Below are 19,156 nucleotides of genomic sequence, written 5' to 3'. Positions count from 1 at the left end.
ACCCTTGATCTTCTTCGGCAGCAGCATTGCCCGGTCACCATTCAGCCGACAGAAGGCGACTTCGGGATGCGATTCGAAGACGCGGCCGCGCAGGTCGGGCCGCGCGATCAGGAGCGCGTCGATCTCGCGGATCTTCGAAAAGATGCCGAAGGCCTGGATGGAGACGCCGCGCGGCGGGTCGGATGTGGCCCTTGCCACCTCGCTTGCCCTGCGATGCGCGGCGTACCAGGCGTCGGCGGTGGTGAAGTCGCTCGTGTCGGCGTAGAGCGCGGCGCGGGACGGGATCGAAAAGACGCTGGACTGGCGCGCGCCAAGCAGCGGCCTGACGAGCGTCTCCGGTCCGCGGCCGCCCTTGCTGGAGAATTCGGGCAGGCCGATCGGCATGTCGACGGTGACAATCGCATCGCCGGGAGTTGCCGCGAGCAGCGCCGCGAAACTGGCGAAGATTTCAGCCGAGGGCACTGAGCCGGGCTCGCACCGCACGGTGATCCAGCCGGCCTTGCAGCCATCGGCGCCGACCACCATGACCCCGGCCGGAGTCACGCCCGGCGGTCCCGCCCCGGATGCGTGAGATGGCGCAGCTGCACCATGGCCATCGGGTGCGACAGGCTCTGGGCGTCGGTTTCGAGCTGGAGCTCGTCGCCGCCGCGCTTTGCCGTGCGCGCCAGGATCTCGTAGACCGCCGCGGTGGTCGATTGTAGCGCCTTGATCGGCGGTTGGCCGGAAAGGATGCGGGCGAGGTAGACGGCCGCCGTCAGATCACCCAGGCCGTTCGGCGGCCTGTCGATCAGGCGATGTTCGGCCAGCAGCGCCTGGGTGCCGTCCAGCAGCAGATTGCCGGTGCCGCCAATCATCATCGACTGCGCCGAGGTGACCAGCATCGTCGACGGCCCGGCGTGGAGCGCGGCCGCGATCACCGATTTCAGATCGGGCAGCGGCGCGCCGGCCATCCACTCCAGCTCGTAGCGGTTGGGCGTGGCGATGTCGGCGATCGGCATCAGCCGGTCGCGCATGGCGGCGGCCGTTGGCTCGGGCACATAGAGGCCGCCGGAATCGCCCATCACCGGATCGCAGATATAGACGGCGTCGGACGTCCTGGCCTTGACGGCGGCGACCAGCGAGGCGACGGCCTCGGCCTGGCCGGCCTCGCCGAGATAGCCCGACAGCACCGCGCCGACCTCGCCGAGCCATGGCGCGCGCTCGAGATCGGCCATCAGCGCCTGGAACTGGTCGAGCGGCGGCACGATGCGCGTTGCCCGCCCATGGCCGGGATGCCAGGGCAGGATGACCGTCGGCACCGCCCAGACGGGAAAGCCCAGGGTTTCCAAAGCAAAGACGGCGGCGCGATTGCCGACCGAGCCACGGGCGACATGGCTGGAAATGACGATGACCGCACGCGGCGCGTCGGGTTTATCGGCACTCATTGCTTTTTTTGATTCCTAGCTGCCCCGGGTGAGGAAAAGCACGAGCCAGACCATCAGGCCCAGCGCCAGAAGCAGGCCGAGTATCCTGCCAATGCGCGTGCCCCATACCTCGATCGGGTCGGTGCGGTCGGCGTCGGCGGCGGAGACATGGTCGCGCACGCCTTTCTTCGTCCGCGCCACGAAGGAGGTGCCGGCCGGATCGGTCTCCCGCGCGACACGCTCGAGGATGCGGCGCGATTCCCTATCGCTGTCCTGGCGTTGCGCCATGATGATATCCCGTTTCGACCGGACCTTATCGCGTTCGCGGCGCCAATCACAGGGCCTTGCGGCAGCACAATGGATGCCGTCGCTGGTCCGCGGACCGAGGCCGTTTTCTTGCGCGCTGATTGTGGTAATGCTTCGCATGCAACTTCTATCGAGGGACCCCATCATGCTCGCCCAGCGCCTTGCTCGATCATTGCCATTCCGCACGCTGCCCGCCTTCCTGATGATGGCAATCGTGCTGCCGCTGCTTGCCGGCTGCGGCTACAACACCATCCCGACAGCGGAGGAAAACGCCAGGGCGGCTTGGAGCGAGGTGCTGAACCAGTACCAGCGCCGCGCCGACCTCATCCCCAATCTGGTCGAGACGGTCAAAGGCTATGCCTCGCATGAAAAGGACACGCTGGATGCGGTGGTCGAGGCGCGCGCCAAGGCCACGCAGATCACGGTGACGCCGGAAACGCTGAAGGATCCCGAAGCCCTCAAGAAGTTCCAGGATGCCCAGGCCGGGCTGACCAGTGCGCTGTCGCGGCTGATCGCGGTGTCGGAGGCCTATCCCGACCTCAAGGCCAACCAGAATTTTCTCGCGTTGCAGGCGCAACTCGAGGGAACGGAAAACCGCATCGCCGTGGCGCGGCGCGACTACATCCAGGCGGTCAGGGACTATAATCTGACGCTGAAGACCTTCCCGTCGGTACTGTGGGCCACGTTCTGGTTCCGCAGCAACGAACCCTTCGCCAACTTCACCGTCGACGAAGACAAGATGCAGCCGCCGAAGGTCGATTTCGGCACGAAGCAGGGCGGGTGAAAGCCGGAGTCAAGCGCCGTGATCTTGCAGATCGATGAGGGACGACATCTGGGTCGCCTTGTCGCTGTTGCGCTCTTCGTCCTGGCGCTTCCGTTCGTGGCCGTCGCCGCGGAACTGCCGGCGCTCACCGGCCGCGTCGTCGACAATGCCGGCATCATCGATGCCGGCACCAGAGCGGCGCTGACGCAGAAGCTCGCCGATTTCGAGACAAAGGGCTCCGACCAGATCGTCGTCGCCACCATCCCCAGCCTCGGCGGCGAGGAGATCGAGCCTTACGCCAACCGGTTGTTCCGCTTCTGGAAGCTCGGCCAGGCCAAGGAGAACAACGGCGTGCTTCTGCTGGTCGCCAAGAACGACCGAAAGATGCGCATCGAGGTCGGCTACGGGCTGGAAGGCACGCTGACCGACCTGCACACCAAGCTGATCATCGAAAACGACATGGTACCGGCGTTCCGCGCCGGCGATTTCTCCGGCGGCATCTCAAAGGCCGTCGACGACATGATCATGGTGCTCGAAGGTCATCCGGAGGAACTGGAAGCGCGCGGCCAGCGCAACCAGCAGGCGCCCTTCAATTCCGACAACCTGTTCTTCGCCATTTTCATCGGCATCTGGGCGATCATCTTCTTCGGCAGCATCGCCGCCTCCATCCTGCCGCCGATCTTCGGCAAGAAGCTTGGACCCGGCCGCTATCGCTGGCTCGGCATGACCTTCGAGCCCGGCCGGCGCTCCTCAGGTGGCGGCTGGTCCTCCGGCAGTTCCGGCGGCGGTTGGTCGTCGGGCGGCGGTGGCTTTTCCGGCGGCGGCGGTTCGTCCGGCGGCGGCGGCTCCTCGGGAAGCTGGTGACGGCATGACGACACGCCGCCTGCCGAGGCCCGACCCTTCCAACCCGACGTTCCACGTTGTCCTGGCCGTTCTGGCGCTGCTGCTGTCCTGCTTCGCGGTTTTCGCTGCGGAACTGCCGGCCCTCACCGGCCGCGTCGTGGACAATGCTGGCATCATCGATGCCGGCACCAGAGCGGCGCTGACGCAGAAGCTCGCCGATTTCGAGACAAAGGGCTCCGACCAGATCGTCGTCGCCACCATCCCCAGCCTCGGCGGCGAGGAGATCGAGCCTTACGCCAACCGGTTGTTCCGCTTCTGGAAGCTCGGCCAGGCCAAGGAGAACAACGGCGTGCTTCTGCTGGTCGCCAAGAACGACCGAAAGATGCGCATCGAGGTCGGCTACGGGCTGGAAGGCACGCTGACCGACCTGCACACCAAGCTGATCATCGAAAACGACATGGTGCCGGCGTTCCGCGCCGGCGATTTCTCCGGCGGCATCTCAAAGGCCGTCGACGACATGATCATGGTGCTCGAAGGTCATCCGGAGGAGCTGGAAGCGCGCGGCCAGCGCAATCCCGCCGACGGCAGCACCCCAATAGACCCGATCGTCGCGGTGTTCCTGATCCTGTGGGCGACGTTGTTCTTCGGCGGCCTGGCGATGGCGTTCCTGCCGCCGATGTTCGGCACCAAGCTGTCGCCGGGCGTGTATAGATGGCTGGGCATGACGTTTCGCTACGGCCGAGGCCCAGGCGGATCGGCCGGCAGCAGCGGCTGGACGACGGGGTCCTCGGGTGGTGGCTGGTCGTCGGGCAGTTCCAGCGGCTGGTCGTCCGGGTCAAGCGGCGGCGGATTTTCGGGCGGCGGCGGCTCGTCCGGTGGTGGCGGTTCTTCAGGAAGCTGGTGAGACAATGGCAACACGACCGATCAGCCCGCAGGATCATGAGCGCATCGCCGACGCGATCCGCGCCGCCGAAGCCAAGACCGACGGCGAGATCTACTGCGTCGTCGCGCGTGCCAGCGACGGCTATTTCGCTCCCGCCGCGTTGATGGCGACGCTAGGCATGCTGATCGTCAGCCTCGCCGTCGCCTACGGGCTGGAGGCATGGTGGCTCAGCATGCGCCTGCCGCATTTCGTCATTGCCCAATTGCTGGCGCTGGCCTGCGTGCTGGCCCTGTTATGGGCTGTTCCCGGCCTGCGCATCCATATGGTGCCGCGGCGGATGCGCTATCAGGCGGCGCACGCCAATGCGACCAAGCAGTTTCTCGCCCGCAACGTCCATCGCACCACGGCGCGCACCGGCGTGCTGGTCTTCGTCTCGATCGCAGAGCGCTATGCCGAGGTGGCCGCCGATTCGGGCATCGACGCCAAGGTCGGCCAGCATGTCTGGGACGGCGTGGTGCGTGATCTGACGGCGCATGCCGGCGACGACCGGCTTGCCGACGGTTTCGTCAAGGCGATCGAGCAGGTGGGGGCGGTGCTGGCCGAGCATTTCCCGGTCACGTCTGGCGATACCAACGAGCTCGACGACCATCTGGTCGAAATCTGAAGAGCCCGCCTGCAAACGCTGCTCAGCCGCCGCCTGACGCGGCTTTCGGTGCTTGCGAAGCTCCCGGGCACAAAAAGTCCGCTGCGCCCTGGTTCTCGGAAAGCCACCCTATCCGCTTCGGCTGAGTGCGTTTTCAGGCGGGCTTTTGCAACCTCGGCGATGTCAGGATCGGCTGTGAGAAAGCAGCCGGCGGGTCGCCCGGACTCTTGCAATCGGGCGATGCGGGTTTATGGTTAACAAATCATGAATACGCTGACGATCGACATACGGAAAGCCGACCCGCGCGATGCAGGCGCTATTGCCGAAGTGCATCTGGAAGCCTGGCGCGGCGCCTATTCCGGCATCATTCCACACCGCACCCTGACCTCGATGATCAACCGCCGCGGCGCGGACTGGTGGGCGAATGCGATTCGCCGCGCCGCCACCGTGCTGGTCGTCGAGATCGGCGGCACCATCGCCGGCTATGCGACGATCGGCAAGAATCGCGCCCGCGAACTCAAGCAGCAGGGCGAGATCTACGAATTGTACCTGCGCCCGGAATATCAGGGCATCGGTCTTGGCCGGCGGCTGTTTTCGGCGGCCCGGGCGCGTCTTGCCGACCATGGCCTGAAGGGAATGGTGGTGTGGGCGCTGGAAGACAACCAGAACGCGCTGGCCTTCTATGCCGGCGCCGGCGGGCGCGATGTCGCCGAGGGTGTCGAGATCTTCGAGCAGAAAGCGCTGAAGAAGGTCGCCTTCGTCTGGGAATAACCGCCGAGGGATGACCGCGCAAAGCAAGGCCGGCACGTGGTGCGATCCCCCGTGAAATCACGACGCTGAAACATCTTGTGCCGATGATTGAACACGTGTGACGCCACCACGTCCCGCCAGACGTTCCCCAGCACCATTCGCCGCATTGCGCCATTGTGTGCCGCCCGCTATCTCCTGCCAACCGAGAGAGGGACAAGTCCATGCGCATTGAAGCCATAGCCACCGGAAAGAATCCGCCAGAAGACGTCAACGTCATCATCGAAGTGCCGATCGGCGGCGAGCCGATCAAGTATGAGATGGACAAGGAGGCGGGCACGCTGTTCGTCGACCGCTTCCTGCACACCTCGATGCGCTATCCCGGCAATTACGGCTTCGTGCCGCACACGCTGTCGGGCGACGGTGATCCGATCGACGTGCTGGTCTGCAACACGCGCGCGCTGGTGCCGGGCTGCGTCATCAATGTCAGGCCGATCGGCGTCTTGATCATGGAAGACAATGCCGGCCAGGACGAGAAGGTCATTGCCGTGCCGTCGCCCAAGCTGACGCTGCGTTACGAGAGCGTTACCGAGTATACGCAGCTGCCCGACATCACGCTGCAGCAGGTGCAGCACTTCTTCGAGCACTACAAGGATCTCGAGCCCGGCAAATGGGTCAAGATCGAAGGCTGGCACGATTCCAAATATGCCAAGAAGATGATCGTCGACGCGATCGAACGGGCGAAGAAGAGCAAGTAGCTGAGAGCGGTCCGCCGTTTCACAGAAACGGCAAACCGGTCTGAGTTTCTGTTTGACGCAATTGCGGACGAAAAACCGCTTCGCACTTTTCAGGGAATTGCTCTGACCGGTCAGTTATCCACCCGGCCGAAAGCCGGGACGTTGCCGATGACGGTGTGCCGGTCCTTGCCGCAGGCGAAGGTTCGCGCCTTCTCGTCGGCGAGTTTTCGCGCCTGGTCGTTGGCTTGCGGATTGCCGGTGGCCAGCACGAGGCCGACCGTGCAGCTTTGTCGGGCGTCCATCTGGCCGACCTTGGCGACAAGCAGCACGTCGGTCGATTTGTTCTGATCCTCGGCATTGCTGACCGTGCGGCGGTGGATGACCGCGAAGGGCACGGCCTTGTCGCCAGTGGTTTCGATGCGCCATTCAACCTTGGCCGCGGACGAATTGAAGCCTGAAAAACTCTCCCAGACGGACGTCATGTCGCCGGCGGGCGGAAAACCGTAGAACAGCGATTCACGGGCGTCGTCATAGGCGATGAGCACTGGATAGCCGCGATAGCCCGAACAGGCGAGATCGGCCCAGTCGCCATCGCCTTCTGCGGCCTGCGCATAGGTCACGCAATCCTTGTCTGAGTCGAGATCGGTATAGGCGCTCGATATGTCGCCGGCACGAGCCATCTGACACAGGCCGGCAAGCGCAAGCGGGATCAGAATGGCACGCATGACGACAATCTCCAGCTAGGCCGGAGCAACGTATCGCCAAACGCTATTTCTTCAAGCTCGCTTCGATCAGCAAATCGGCGTTCGTCGCCACCGACTGCGCGGGGCCGCCGAGGCCGAACAGCTGGCCGCTGATATAGGCGCCTTCGATCAAAAGCAGCAGCCCGTCACCCAGCGTGTCGGCGTCTTGCGCGCCCATCGCGCCGGCCATGGCGCGCAGCCGGCGGCGCAGTTCCTGCTTGTTGGCTTCGCTCACCACGCGGGCCGGATGGCTGTGATCGGGATACTCGACTGCCGCGTTGGTCATGCCGCAGCCGCGATAGTCCGCCACTTGCGTGCGCTTGCCGATGCGGGTCAGGAAAGCCTTGATCTGCGCGCGCGGGTCGCCCGGATGGGCTTTGACCGCCTCGTCGAAACGCTCCCAATATTCAAGATCGTATTGCCGAAGATAGGAAGCGGCCAACTCGTCCTTGGAAGGGAAGCTGCGGTAGAGACTGGGCTTGGTGACGCCGGCGCGTTTGACGATCTCGTCGACGCCGATCGCCCTGATGCCGCGCCGGTAGAAAAGGTCATACGCCACGTCGAGGATCTTCTTGGCCGCCTTCGGCGGCGCCGATGCATGATCGTCGTTGATGGACAGTTCAATATTTTTGTCGGCTGGCATCATGGGACTCGATTGACAATGTTACCGATCGGTACGTATACATGCTCCTATCTTGCAACGTACCGGTCAGTAACATGATAGCTCAATCCCGTCCGTTTGGCCAGCGCTACGCCTTCGTGGTGGTCGCTGTGATCTTCCTTTGCCTTCTGATCGCCGCCGGGTTGCGTTCGGCGCCCGCCGTCATGATGCTGCCGCTGGAAAACAGCTTCGGCTGGCGGCGCGATGTCATCTCGCTGGCGGCCGGCGTCGGCATTCTGCTCTATGGTCTGACGGGTCCGTTCGCCGCCGCGTTGATGGAACGGATCGGGCTGCGCCGCACGCTGATCGCATCACTGGTGGTGATGTCGGGTTCGACCGCTCTCAGCCTGCTGATGACCAAGCCCTGGCATCTCTTCATCACCTGGGGCGTCTTCTCGGGCATCGGCTCCGGCGCTGTCGCCAGCGTGCTTGGAGCCACCATCGTCAATCGGTGGTTCAAGACCAATCGCGGCCTGGTCATGGGATTGATGTCGGCGTCCAGCGCCACCGGCCTGCTGGTGTTCCTGCCGCTGCTCGCCTCGCTGGCGCAATCGGGCGGCTGGAAGCCGGTCGCCATCGCCGTCGCGGTCGCCACGGCCTGTCTGCTGCCGCTGGTCTGGCTGCTGGTGCCGGAGCGTCCGGCCTCGATCGGCATGGTGCGCTATGGCGCCGAAGCCGACGACGTGCCGCCAGTGCCACCGGCATCACAGGGCAATTTCCTGGCGCATACGCTGAACACGCTGCGCCGCGCCGCCGGCACTCGGGTGTTCTGGTACCTGTTCGCCACCTTCTTCGTCTGCGGCTTCACCACCAACGGGCTGGTCGGCACGCATCTGATCGCCTTCTGCGGCGACATGGGCATCGGCGAAGTGCAGGCCGCCGGCCTGTTGTCGATGATGGGCATTTTCGACCTGATCGGCACGACGCTCTCGGGCTGGCTCACCGACCGTTTCGATCCGCGCAAGCTGCTCGGCGTCTACTATGCCATCCGAGGCCTGTCGCTGATCTACCTGCCCTATTCCGGCTTTTCGGCGACCAGCCTGATCATCTTCGCCGTGCTCTACGGCCTCGACTGGATCGCCACCGTGCCGCCGACGCTGCGGCTCGCCAACGAGGCGTTTGGCGACCGCAGCGGCCCGATCGTGTTCGGCTGGATCGTCGCCGGTCATCAGGTGGGCGCCGCGGCAGCGGCCGCGTTCGGCGGCACGATGCGCGAGCTGCAGGGAAATTACGAACTGGCCTTCCTCATCGCCGGCATGACGGCCATCGCGGCGGCCTGCATTTCGCTGCTGATCAACACCAGCCGGCCGGCTTTCGACCCGGAGCCACAGCCGGCTTGAGGTGTTTCGATATTCAGGTGAGGCCGGCTTGCGAATAGCGTCTTCCTGCGCTTCCGGTGCTCACGTACGAAAAGTTCGCTCCGCTCCGGTTCTCGCAAGCCCACCTTGTTTAATCGCTTTGCGACCGTCTTCGACTGCGGCTCGGCCTGACCTCAATCTCGACACACCTCAGTGTGCTAGGACAGATGCCAGGCGTCTCAATCCGGGTAGCAGACCATCGGAATGTTCGGCCACACGGCCCTGTCGCAGTTGGCGGCGTCCTGGCGCTGCTTGAAGGCGGCGCTGACCGGTCCCGTCACCATCGGGTCAACGCCGTCGGGCGCATCGGAAAAGGCCTGCTGGGCGGTCTGTGTGTCTAACTGCGCAACGGCGCGCGCGCCCTTCTGGGTCGCGGCAGCCGACTGCGCGGCGTTGGCCGCCAGCAGCAAGGCAAAGGCCACCGAAGCGATGAGCGGCCAAAATCGGTTGAGTTTATCGGTCATGTCGGTCGAACTGCCCGGGCCCCGAAAGGTTCCCGCCTTGGTTAACAAAATCATCTCACACGCAGATGCTTAAGATTTGATGAGTATTTGGTGTCGCGCTTCCCCTTTCGCAACTGCGAAAAACCCTGTATGAGCCGCGCAACCGAAAGAGGCAGCGCCTTTGGCCTGCTGCCTGCAACGCTTCCGAGACCCAAACATGAAACTCCGCAATATCGCGATCATCGCGCACGTCGACCATGGAAAGACCACCCTTGTCGACCAGCTTTTGAAGCAGTCCGGCTCCTTCCGCGACAATCAGCGCGTCGCCGAGCGCGCCATGGATTCCAACGACCTGGAAAAGGAGCGCGGCATCACCATCCTGGCCAAGGCGACCTCGGTCGACTGGAAGGACACCCGCATCAACATCGTCGACACCCCCGGCCACGCCGATTTCGGCGGCGAGGTCGAGCGCATCCTGTCGATGGTGGATTCGGCCATCGTGCTGGTCGACGCCGCCGAGGGCCCGATGCCGCAGACCAAATTCGTCGTCGGCAAGGCGCTCAAGGTCGGCCTGAAGCCGATCGTCGTCATCAACAAGATCGACCGCCCGGACGCCCGCCATGTCGAGGTGGTCAACGAGGTTTTCGACCTGTTCGCAGCACTCGACGCCACCGACGAGCAGCTCGACTTCCCGATCCTCTACGGTTCGGGCCGCGATGGCTGGGTTTCGGAAAATCCGGAAGGTCCCAAGGACCAGCAGCTTGCGCCGTTGTTCGATCTCGTCATCAAGCATGTGCCGGCGCCGACCGTCCATCCCGGTCCGTTCCGCATGATCGGCACCATCCTGGAAGCCAACCCCTTCCTCGGCCGCATCATCACCGGCCGTATCGAATCCGGCACGCTGAAAGCCAACCAGGCGGTCAAGGTCCTGCACCATGACGGCACCCAGATCGAAACCGGCCGCATCTCGAAGATCCTGGCCTTCCGCGGCCTCGAACGCCAGCCGATCGAAGAAGCCCAGGCGGGCGACATTGTCGCCATCGCCGGCCTGTCCAAGGGTACCGTCGCCGACACGTTCTGCGACCCGGCGGTGACCGAGGCGCTGCATGCGCAGCCGATCGATCCGCCGACCGTGACCATGTCCTTCCTGGTCAATGACAGCCCGCTCGCCGGCACCGAGGGCGACAAGGTGACCAGCCGTGTCATCCGCGACCGCCTGCTGCGCGAAGCCGAAGGCAATGTCGCGCTGAAGATCGAGGAATCGCCCGACAAGGATTCGTTCTTCGTTTCCGGCCGTGGCGAATTGCAGCTGGCCGTGCTGATCGAGACGATGCGCCGCGAAGGCTTTGAAATCGCCGTGTCGCGGCCGCGCGTCGTCATGCAGAGGGGCGAGAACGGCGAATTGCTGGAGCCGGTCGAGGAAGTCGTCATCGACGTCGATGAGGAACATGCCGGCGTGGTCGTGCAGAAGATGTCAGAGCGCAAGGCCGAGATGGTCGAACTGCGCCCCTCCGGCGGCAACCGCCAGCGCATCGTCTTCCACGCGCCGACGCGCGGCCTGATCGGCTACCAGTCGGAACTGCTGACCGACACGCGCGGCACCGCCGTGATGAACCGGCTGTTCCATGCCTACGAGCCCTACAAGGGGGAATTGCCCGGGCGCACCAACGGCGTGCTGATCTCCAACGAGCAGGGCGAATCGGTTGCCTACGCCATGTGGAACCTGGAAGACCGCGGCCCGATGGTCATCGACCCGGGCGTCAAGGTCTATCAGGGCATGATCATCGGCATCCACTCCCGCGACAACGACCTCGAAGTGAACGTGCTGAAGGGAAAGAAGCTGACCAACATCCGCGCCGCCGGCAAGGACGAGGCGGTCAAGCTCACTCCGCCGATCCGCATGACGCTGGAACGCGCGCTGGCCTGGATCCAGGACGACGAACTGGTCGAAGTAACGCCGAAGACCATTCGGCTGCGCAAGCTCTATCTCGACCCCAACGAACGCAAGCGTTTCGAGAAGTCGTCCAAGGCAGTCGGCGCGGCATAGTTTTTTCTTTCGACGATTTCCGAGAGGGGCGAAGCACCAGATGCTTCGCCCCTCTCTCGTTTACCCGCCGGCAGCTCTGATGATGGCTTCTTGATCCGGCTCGCCGGATAGGTCGATCCGGATCGCGGTTCCCGTGCGGGCCGGCTTGCGCAAGGCTTTGGCGCCGTCCGGATCGACGACCAGCAGGCGCTGTTCCTCCAGCGCCTGGAGCCGCGAGCGCGAGATGCCGAGTTCATTGGCAAGCAGACGATCAAGCCGCAGCGATGTCGGCATTTCCAGCCCAAGCCGGAGTTCCAGCGCCGCCGCGCTGTCCCTGGCGCCGCCTAGCAACCGCTTGTGCACGACGACATCGGGAAACTCCTCGACACGTCCGACCTGGTTGCGCAGGGCAACGACGTCGAAGGCATGGCGCCGCGCCAGTCCCGGGTCGTTGCTTTCGAGCGCCTGCAGCAATGCCGGTTCGATGTCGCGGCGGTTGCGGCGTTCGAAAATGCCGAAATTCCAGGAGTTGTCGCAGTCGATGCAGCGATAGATGAGCCACACGTCGATGCGCTTGCCATTGGCGTTGACGCGGAATTTTCCGCTGCAGCGATAGGCCTTCACGCTGCCGCAGCGATTGCAGTTGATCAGCGGTTGAGGTGCGATTTCGGGCGCGATCGCCCAGTGGAGGCGCAAAGTGCCGGACATGCCGATAAGCCCTTCCCGTCGGGAAGTTCATCAGGTCGGCACGATCGAGCTGCCCATGCGGGCGCGGCGTGGCGGTAGGCTGCGGAGATGGTCAGGTGTCGCTGGCGGGAAGCGCGCGACAGCGGTTCAGCAGTGCCAAACCGGTCTCGAACCGCCGCCCAGAGGAACACGATAACATGAAAACGGGCACCGCGGATGCGGCGCCATGCGAGTGTGTCGGGGGCGTTGACGAGACCGGCGGTTACTGAGGCAAAGTGAAGCTCGAAAATGTTTCGCGGCGGGTCTTCTAGCCGCAGGCAATGAGGACCGCAAGGGAGGCATAACCTCGAACGAATGATGGCTTCCGACTTTACTCGGGGACGAGCATTTGGAGACGTCCGGCGGGAAACTAGCGTCGGTTCCAACCGCTCGCGATCACCGATCTGATGGCGCTGGTGCCCAGCGGCGGTACGCTCTCTATGTCTTCAATGGTTCGCAGGACCGAATAGTGATCGATCTTTTCAGCGTAACGCCCTCGTTCAATTCCAAATCCGTAGAATACGGTGAAGATGTGGTTCGCTGTATGGAAGTCGTCCTCGTCGAACGTCACGATCAGAAGGCTGCGGTTTTTCTTCGACCAGACGGCATAACCTCCAAGTCGGTTTTTCAGCCAGGTGTCAGCCGCCTTTACCGTGCCATCATGCATGTCATTCTCGAGATTGGGGATTACGAAGCTAACGGATGGTAGCTTTGCATAGTCGCGAGGGAATTGGGCCAAAGACCTCTCAAATCCCTTCGTATCCGCAAACGACTCCCATGGATTGTGCTTCCGCGGCGATCCGGCGTCGACATAGCCCGCAAACGTCTTGCCGTGAGCCCGAAGACGAGCGGCGAGGTTCGGCCCGGCCAAGCTGTGCAAGCCATCGTCATGGACGTCTTGTGTCAAGCCGCTGAACAGCGCGAGGTAATTGGGTTGGCTGGGGTGAGCAACCCCATAGGATTGCTCGAACAGCGCGCCGCCTCTTGCCAGCCTGTTCAGGTAGGGGGCGCTTCGCCTCGCCAGGGAAATCTGTTCGAAGCTGTGATTCTCCATTATCACGACAACCACGTGATCATATTTCGGCGGCCTTCTCGGCGATGCGTCCGCCTGGGGCACTCCGCCAAGCGCGATGATGGCCACCAGGACAGCCAGCATGGAGAACCGTCGAACGACCGCGCGCCTTTGCACAATCACGAAAACGCCTCCTCCCGCCTGCTCGGCAAGATCAACCTGACCGCATGTCGGGCATGGCAGTCAAGGGCATGGCCAAACGCGGAGCCAGTCCGAGATCCGCTGCCGCAGAGGTTGCAAGCGGCGATGTCGATCGGATATCGTCCGCCCCTTCAACCGTTGGAGGGCACTGCCATGCAGCTCACCTCGCTGCTGATCTTCGCCGCCGCCTTGTGCGTTGCCGCCGGCTCGCCCGGTCCGTCGATCGCGGCACTGGTGGCGCGCGTCATCGCCAAGGGCTTTCGCGACGTGTTCCCGTTCCTGCTTGCCATGTGGATCGGCGAGGGGATCTGGCTGTCGCTGGCAGTGTTCGGCCTGGCCGTGGTGGCGCAGACTTTTCACTTCGCCTTTGTTGTCGTGAAGTGGATCGGCGTCGCCTATCTCGCTTACCTCGCCTGGAGAATGTGGACGGCGCCTGTGGATGCCAAGGAAGGCGAGATGCCACGTGAGGATTCGCCGGCGAAGCTGTTCTTAGCCGGCATGGCGGTGACGCTTGGCAACCCCAAGATCATGATGTTCTACCTGGCGCTGCTGCCGACCATCATCGACCTGGCCTCGGTCAGCATCGTCGGCTGGGTCGAGCTGACGGCGACCATGGCGGTGGTTTTGATCGCCATCGATCTCGCCTGGGTGCTCGCCGCCTCACAGGCGCGCAAGCTGCTGAAGAGCAAGCGCGCCATGAAGATCGCCAACCGCCTCAGCGCCACCACGATGGCCGGCGCCGCCGCGGCGATCGCGGCGCGGTCTTGAGCATGATCGTGGGGCGAGGCGTCAGGCCATCATATTGATGATCGGCGCGATCTCGACGTTGCAGTTCGGCATGGCCAGCATCGGGCAGCCTTTGGCCTTCTCGGCGGCATCGTCGATGTCCCTGGCCTCGATGATCGAGTAGCCGCCGGTCGGGTTGCTGCCGCCGTTGTTTTCTATCTTGCCGCCAGGCAGGACGGTCTTCGACATGCCGACTGGATTGCCTGGATCGACAACGGCCGAGCCGAGCTTTCCAAACCAGCCTGTCCAGGCGTCGGTCATCGCCTTTCGCTCGGTTTCGGTCGTCGGCATCTTGCCGGAGCCGTGATAGACATAGAGAAACTTCGCCATGTTCTCCTCCCATGATAAGCGGCACGGAACCGGCATGCGGTCATGCCGCCCGCCGATCATCGGACCAAACCGGCAAACACGCAACGGAAATGAGAGATGACTAATATTAGGCGGTTGGCCTTCTGCCGAGCCTCAGCGCGCCATGGCGTGGTATTCTTCGTTCGGCCGCATGTCGATGGCCGCGGCCACCCGGTTCGACATGTTGAAGAAGGCCGCGGTCGAGGCGATGTCCCAGATGTCGCGGTCGCTGAAGCCGGCCTTGCGCAATGCCGCCCGGTCGGCCTCGACGATCTTGGCCGGCTCCTCGGTCAGCTTGGCGGCGAATTCCAGCATCGAGCTCTGCCTCGGCGAAAGCGTGGCGGCGCGGAAATTCATCACCATCATCTCACCGAGCGCCGGGTCGCCCGACAGCTGGCGCACCGCGGCGCCGTGCGCGGTCAGGCAGTAGTAGCAATGGTTGATGGAGGAGACTGCAACGGCGATCATCTCCCGCTCCAGCTTCGACAAGCCGGACTCGCCCAGCATCAGGTCGTTGTACATGTCGGTGAAGGCGCGCAGTTTCCTGTCATCGAAGGCATAGGCCTTGAGCACGTTGGGAACCAGGCCGAGCTTTTCCTCGCATTTGGCGAAATAGGCCTTTGTCGGCTCGCTCGGCTCTCCCGACGCCAGATCAAGCGCTGAAATTTTGCCGGTCATATGTCGTTTCTCCTCGTTGGATGATGGCTTGCCGCCGAATTCCGATAATTCGCGGCAAGCCGTCAAACCTTTGTCGCCAAACAGCGGTCATCTGCTACGATAGCCGTAAAAGCATTCGACGGGAGGGAATAGCGTCATGGCCAGTCCAAAAACCGCAAATCCGCCAAGAAAGAGCGCGGGAAAGAGGGCGACAAAGGCGGAAGACAGGTCCGGCAAGCTCGCCGACTATCTGCTGGCTCGAGCTCCTGCCGAAGACATTGCCGCCTATGACGTCGCCGATCTCGTGCGTGCCGCCGATCTCGCCGGGCGCGCTGTCGCCAGACATAAAAAGGGCGATTGCGTCGTCGCCATAGATGTCGATTCCGGGGTCGTTCGCCAAGGCCGCCCGGTGACGGTGATCACCGTCGTCAACGACAACATGCCGTTCCTGTTCGATTCCGTCCTTGGCGAGATCACCGACGGCGCCGGCGAGCCTTTGCTGGTTACCCATCCGGTCATCGTCGTCAGGCACGGCAAGGGCGGCGTCGAGGAAATCCTCGGTGACGGCGGCCACGCGAAGGGCGACACCGGCACTGACCGACTGAGCGTGATTCATGTCCATATCGGCCGCCTGCCGCCCGACCAGGCTGAAGCCTTGGCCGGTCGACTGAAGAAGCTGCTCGGCCAGGTGCGCGCCGCCGTGACGGACTGGAAGCCGATGCTGGCCCGCCTCGACCAGGCGATCTCCGAATTCCGCTACTCGCCGGTGCCACTCGACAAGACCAGCGTCACCGAGGCGATAGCCTTCCTCGAATGGTTGCGGGACGACAACTTCACCTTCCTCGGCATGCGCGAGTTCAAATACACCGGCAGCGAAAAGAGCGGCATGCTGGACCGCGCTGACAAGCCCGGCCTCGGCATCCTGTCCGATCCCGATGTGCTGGTGCTGCGGCGCGGCACCGAAGCAGTCACCACCACGCCCGAGATTCGCGCCTTCCTGCATGGGCCGGAGCCGCTGATCGTCACCAAGGCCAATGCCAAGTCTTCCGTGCACCGCCGCATCTATCTCGACTACATCGGCGTCAAGACCTACACCGCCAAGGGCGTGCTGTCGGGCGAACTGCGGATCGTCGGCCTGTTCACCTCGACCGCCTACACGCGCTCGGTGATGAAGATACCGTATCTGCGGTCGAAGGCCGAAACCATCATTGCCAAATCCGGTTTCAATCCGGGTGATCATTCGGGCAAGGCGCTGATCAACGTGCTGGAGAGCTATCCGCGCGATGAACTGTTCCAGGTCCCGGTGCCGATCCTGCGCAAGCACGCCGAAGCTATTCTGGGCCTGGTGGAGCGTCCCCGCGTCAGGGCGCTGGTGCGTGCCGACCAGTTCGACCGCTTTGTCTCGATCCTCGTCTTCGTGCCGCGCGACCGTTACGACAGCGTGGTGCGCGAGAAGATCGGCGCCTATCTGAAAACGGCGTTCGAGGGGCGGTTGTCAGCCTACTATCCGGCCTTTCCGGAAGGCGGGCTGGCGCGGGTGCATTTCATCATCGGCCGCTCCGGCGGCAAGACGCCGAAAATCGAGCAGGTGACGATCGAGGAAGCGATCCGCGACATCGTCCGCACCTGGGAGGACGCGCTTCGGGAAACAGCGGCCGAGACTGGAGCCGATCCCGTACGGACGGCGATCGCCGCACGGTTTTCCGAAAGCTATCGCGATAGTTTCTCGCCGGCCGTGGCGCTGGCCGATGCCGGGCGTATCGCCAGGATCAGCGTCGCCAATCCGATCGCCATCGACTATTACCGCCATGCCGAGCAGAAGCCGCACCAGGCGGCGCTGAAGATCTATCACCACGGCAGCCCGGTGGCGCTGTCGCGGCGTGTGCCGGTGCTGGAAAACATCGGCTTCCGCGTCATCAGCGAGCGCACCTTCGAGGTCGGCGACGACCAGTCCGGCATGATCAACGGTGATCGGCCCGGCATGGTCTTCATCCACGACATGGAACTGGAGAACAGCTACGGCAAGCCGATCGACCTGACCGATGGCGGCGCGCTGTTCGAGGACGCCTTCCTGTCGGTGTGGCGCGGTGACGTCGACAATGACGGCTATAATGGCCTCGCCCAGACCGCCGGCCTGTGGTCCGGCGAAATTACCATCCTGCGCGCCTATGGCCGCTATCTGCAGCAGGTAGGCATTCCGCAAAGCCAGGATTTCATCGCCGCCGCCCTCAATCGCTATCCGGAGATCGCGCGCGGCCTGCACGCGCTGTTCATCGCCAGGCTCGGCCCGACGGCGGAAACCGAGGGCGTGGTGGCGGCAAGGCACCTGAAGGCCAAGATCAGGGATGCGCTGGAAGATGTGCCGAACATCGACGACGACACCATCATCCGCCGCTACCTCAATCTGATCGAGGCCTCGCTGCGCACCAATCATTTCGTTGCCGATACGAACGAAAAGGGCCAGTCGCTGGCGATCAAGCTCGACTCGCAGGCGATCGAGGGATTGCCGGCGCCACGGCCATGGCGAGAGATCTTCGTCTATGGTTCCGAGGTCGAGGGCGTGCATCTGCGGTTCGGCCCGGTGGCGCGCGGCGGCCTGCGCTGGTCGGACCGCGCCCAGGACTACCGCACCGAGGTGCTCGGCCTGGTCAAGGCGCAGCAGGTCAAGAACGCCGTCATCGTGCCGGTCGGCGCCAAGGGGGGCTTCTTCCCCAAACGCCTGCCGGCGGGCGGCGGCCGGGACGCGATTTTCGAGGCCGGCACCTCGGCCTACAAGAATTTCGTCTCAAGCCTTTTGTCGATCACCGACAATATCGGGCTGGACGGTGTTATTCCGCCGGCCGGGGTGGTGCGCCGCGACCAGGACGATCCCTATTTCGTCGTTGCCGCCGACAAGGGCACGGCGACCTTCTCCGACACCGCCAACGCCATCTCCGAGAAGCATGGCTTCTGGCTCGACGATGCCTTCGCCAGCGGCGGCTCGGCCGGCTATGACCACAAGAAGATGGGCATCACCGCCAAGGGCGCCTGGGAAGCGGTAAAGCGGCATTTCCGCGAGATCAACCGCGACATCCAGACCTCGCCTTTCACCGTCGTCGGCGTCGGCGACATGTCGGGCGACGTGTTCGGCAATGGCATGCTGTTGTCGCCGCAGACAAGGCTGATCGCCGCCTTCGACCATCGCGACATCTTCATCGATCCCGATCCCGACATGGCGGCCTCGATGGCCGAGCGCGAGCGCATGTTCGCGCTGCCGCGTTCGAGCTGGCAGGATTATGACAAGACGAAGCTGTCGGAAGGCGGCATCATCGTTTCGCGCAGCCAGAAGTCGATTACCTTGCCGGCGGCGGCCGCGGCGGCGATCGGCCTGACCAAGACGACCGCCACGCCGGTCGAGATCATGACCGCCATCCTCAAGGCGCCGGTCGACCTCCTGTGGTTCGGCGGCATCGGCACCTATCTCAGGGCCTCCACGGAAACCAATGCCGAGGTCGGCGACCGCGCCAATGATGCCATTCGCATCACCGCGCTCGACGTGCGCGCCAGAGTGATCGGCGAGGGCGCCAATCTCGGCGTCACGCAGCGCGCCCGCATCGAGTTCGGCATGAATGGCGGCCGCTGCAATTCCGATGCCATCGACAATTCGGGCGGCGTCAACTGCTCCGACGTCGAGGTCAACATCAAGATCGCGCTGGCGTCGGCCATGCGCAAGGGATCGCTGACGCGCCCGGCCCGCAACAAGCTGCTGGCCGAGATGACCGGCGAGGTCGGCGGGCTGGTGCTCTCCAACAACTACCAGCAGACGCTGGCGCTTTCGATCGCCCGCAAGCGCGGCCTTGCCGACATTGCGCACCAGGCCCGGTTCATGTC

20 protein-coding genes are annotated in these 19,156 nt (G+C 63.8%); 10 read left to right on the top strand and 10 right to left on the bottom strand.

The annotated features are described in order from the left end of the window. From C1D09_RS03200 to C1D09_RS03190, 3 genes are all read right to left on the bottom strand, one after another. The coding region (locus tag C1D09_RS03200; protein ID WP_246135640.1) for a DUF429 domain-containing protein at positions 1–543 on the bottom strand (543 nt) is incomplete at its 3' end. Next, positions 540–1,424 carry a pyridoxal kinase PdxY gene (gene pdxY / locus C1D09_RS03195; RefSeq protein ID WP_143972955.1) on the bottom strand — a complete coding sequence of 295 codons (885 nt, stop codon included), beginning with the start codon at positions 1,422–1,424 and terminating at the stop codon, positions 540–542. The genes C1D09_RS03200 and pdxY, both read right to left, overlap by 4 nt. 15 nt (positions 1,425–1,439) lie before the next feature. Further along, complete coding sequence (locus C1D09_RS03190; RefSeq protein WP_143972954.1) at positions 1,440–1,691, bottom strand: hypothetical protein; 252 nt, start codon at positions 1,689–1,691, stop codon at positions 1,440–1,442. A 163-nt stretch (positions 1,692–1,854) separates the two neighbouring features. Between C1D09_RS03190 and C1D09_RS03185 the strand changes: the two genes are divergently transcribed. The 6 genes from C1D09_RS03185 (at position 1,855) to ppa (ending at position 6,346) form a co-directional block, all read left to right on the top strand. Further along, on the top strand, positions 1,855–2,493 hold the full coding sequence (locus tag C1D09_RS03185; RefSeq protein ID WP_143972953.1) for a LemA family protein: 639 nt from the start codon (positions 1,855–1,857) through the stop codon (positions 2,491–2,493). Between the two features lie 21 nt (positions 2,494–2,514). Continuing rightward, the gene (locus C1D09_RS03180; protein ID WP_425463398.1) at positions 2,515–3,336 is read left to right on the top strand and encodes a TPM domain-containing protein; all 822 of its coding nucleotides are present in this window, start codon (positions 2,515–2,517) and stop codon (positions 3,334–3,336) included. Between the two features lie 4 nt (positions 3,337–3,340). Continuing rightward, positions 3,341–4,219: a TPM domain-containing protein gene (locus C1D09_RS03175; protein ID WP_143972951.1), complete on the top strand. Its 879-nt coding sequence runs from the start codon at positions 3,341–3,343 to the stop codon at positions 4,217–4,219. A 4-nt stretch (positions 4,220–4,223) separates the two neighbouring features. After that, positions 4,224–4,862 carry a TPM domain-containing protein gene (locus C1D09_RS03170; protein ID WP_143972950.1) on the top strand — a complete coding sequence of 213 codons (639 nt, stop codon included), beginning with the start codon at positions 4,224–4,226 and terminating at the stop codon, positions 4,860–4,862. A 243-nt stretch (positions 4,863–5,105) separates the two neighbouring features. Next, positions 5,106–5,612: a GNAT family N-acetyltransferase gene (locus C1D09_RS03165; protein WP_010912199.1), complete on the top strand. Its 507-nt coding sequence runs from the start codon at positions 5,106–5,108 to the stop codon at positions 5,610–5,612. 200 nt (positions 5,613–5,812) lie between these two features. Next, positions 5,813–6,346 (top strand): inorganic diphosphatase, encoded by a 534-nt coding sequence (gene ppa / locus C1D09_RS03160; RefSeq protein ID WP_143972949.1) that lies wholly within the window; start codon positions 5,813–5,815, stop codon positions 6,344–6,346. Between the two features lie 110 nt (positions 6,347–6,456). Here the strand turns inward: ppa and C1D09_RS03155 are convergent, their stop codons facing one another. Both C1D09_RS03155 and C1D09_RS03150 read right to left on the bottom strand, forming a co-directional pair. Continuing rightward, positions 6,457–7,050 carry a hypothetical protein gene (locus tag C1D09_RS03155; RefSeq protein ID WP_143972948.1) on the bottom strand — a complete coding sequence of 198 codons (594 nt, stop codon included), beginning with the start codon at positions 7,048–7,050 and terminating at the stop codon, positions 6,457–6,459. A gap of 43 nt (positions 7,051–7,093) precedes the next feature. Continuing rightward, complete coding sequence (locus tag C1D09_RS03150; protein WP_143972947.1) at positions 7,094–7,711, bottom strand: TetR/AcrR family transcriptional regulator; 618 nt, start codon at positions 7,709–7,711, stop codon at positions 7,094–7,096. Positions 7,712–7,785: 74 nt separating this feature from the next. Between C1D09_RS03150 and C1D09_RS03145 the strand changes: the two genes are divergently transcribed. Next, positions 7,786–9,069: an MFS transporter gene (locus C1D09_RS03145; RefSeq protein WP_167514459.1), complete on the top strand. Its 1,284-nt coding sequence runs from the start codon at positions 7,786–7,788 to the stop codon at positions 9,067–9,069. A gap of 197 nt (positions 9,070–9,266) precedes the next feature. Here the strand turns inward: C1D09_RS03145 and C1D09_RS03140 are convergent, their stop codons facing one another. Continuing rightward, the gene (locus C1D09_RS03140) at positions 9,267–9,605 is read right to left on the bottom strand and encodes a hypothetical protein (protein ID WP_143972945.1); all 339 of its coding nucleotides are present in this window, start codon (positions 9,603–9,605) and stop codon (positions 9,267–9,269) included. A gap of 142 nt (positions 9,606–9,747) precedes the next feature. Between C1D09_RS03140 and typA the strand changes: the two genes are divergently transcribed. After that, the gene (gene typA, locus C1D09_RS03135) at positions 9,748–11,577 is read left to right on the top strand and encodes a translational GTPase TypA (protein ID WP_143972944.1); all 1,830 of its coding nucleotides are present in this window, start codon (positions 9,748–9,750) and stop codon (positions 11,575–11,577) included. A 60-nt stretch (positions 11,578–11,637) separates the two neighbouring features. Here typA and C1D09_RS03130 read toward each other — a convergent pair whose 3' ends face one another. Then, on the bottom strand, positions 11,638–12,264 hold the full coding sequence (locus C1D09_RS03130) for a DUF1062 domain-containing protein (RefSeq protein WP_143972943.1): 627 nt from the start codon (positions 12,262–12,264) through the stop codon (positions 11,638–11,640). Between the two features lie 388 nt (positions 12,265–12,652). After that, positions 12,653–13,438 carry an alkaline phosphatase family protein gene (locus C1D09_RS03125; RefSeq protein WP_246135639.1) on the bottom strand — a complete coding sequence of 262 codons (786 nt, stop codon included), beginning with the start codon at positions 13,436–13,438 and terminating at the stop codon, positions 12,653–12,655. A gap of 210 nt (positions 13,439–13,648) precedes the next feature. On the opposite strand from C1D09_RS03125, the gene C1D09_RS03120 reads away from it, so the two are divergent. Then, positions 13,649–14,263: a LysE family translocator gene (locus C1D09_RS03120; RefSeq protein ID WP_143972941.1), complete on the top strand. Its 615-nt coding sequence runs from the start codon at positions 13,649–13,651 to the stop codon at positions 14,261–14,263. Positions 14,264–14,284: 21 nt separating this feature from the next. On the opposite strand, the gene C1D09_RS03115 is transcribed toward C1D09_RS03120, so the two are convergent. Both C1D09_RS03115 and C1D09_RS03110 read right to left on the bottom strand, forming a co-directional pair. Continuing rightward, the gene (locus C1D09_RS03115; protein ID WP_143972940.1) at positions 14,285–14,611 is read right to left on the bottom strand and encodes a YciI family protein; all 327 of its coding nucleotides are present in this window, start codon (positions 14,609–14,611) and stop codon (positions 14,285–14,287) included. 132 nt (positions 14,612–14,743) lie between these two features. Then, positions 14,744–15,307, bottom strand: coding sequence for a peroxidase-related enzyme (locus C1D09_RS03110; RefSeq protein WP_143972939.1), 564 nt, complete (start codon positions 15,305–15,307; stop codon positions 14,744–14,746). Positions 15,308–15,443: 136 nt separating this feature from the next. Here C1D09_RS03110 and C1D09_RS03105 point away from each other — a divergent pair. Further along, positions 15,444–19,156 (top strand): NAD-glutamate dehydrogenase (locus C1D09_RS03105; RefSeq protein WP_143972938.1); only part of this gene is annotated, 3,713 nt, incomplete at its 3' end.

The sequence above is a fragment of the Mesorhizobium intechi genome, from assembly GCF_002879535.1.
Lineage (GTDB): Bacteria > Pseudomonadota > Alphaproteobacteria > Rhizobiales > Rhizobiaceae > Mesorhizobium > Mesorhizobium intechi.
This window is presented reverse-complemented; position numbering and strand designations above follow the sequence as displayed.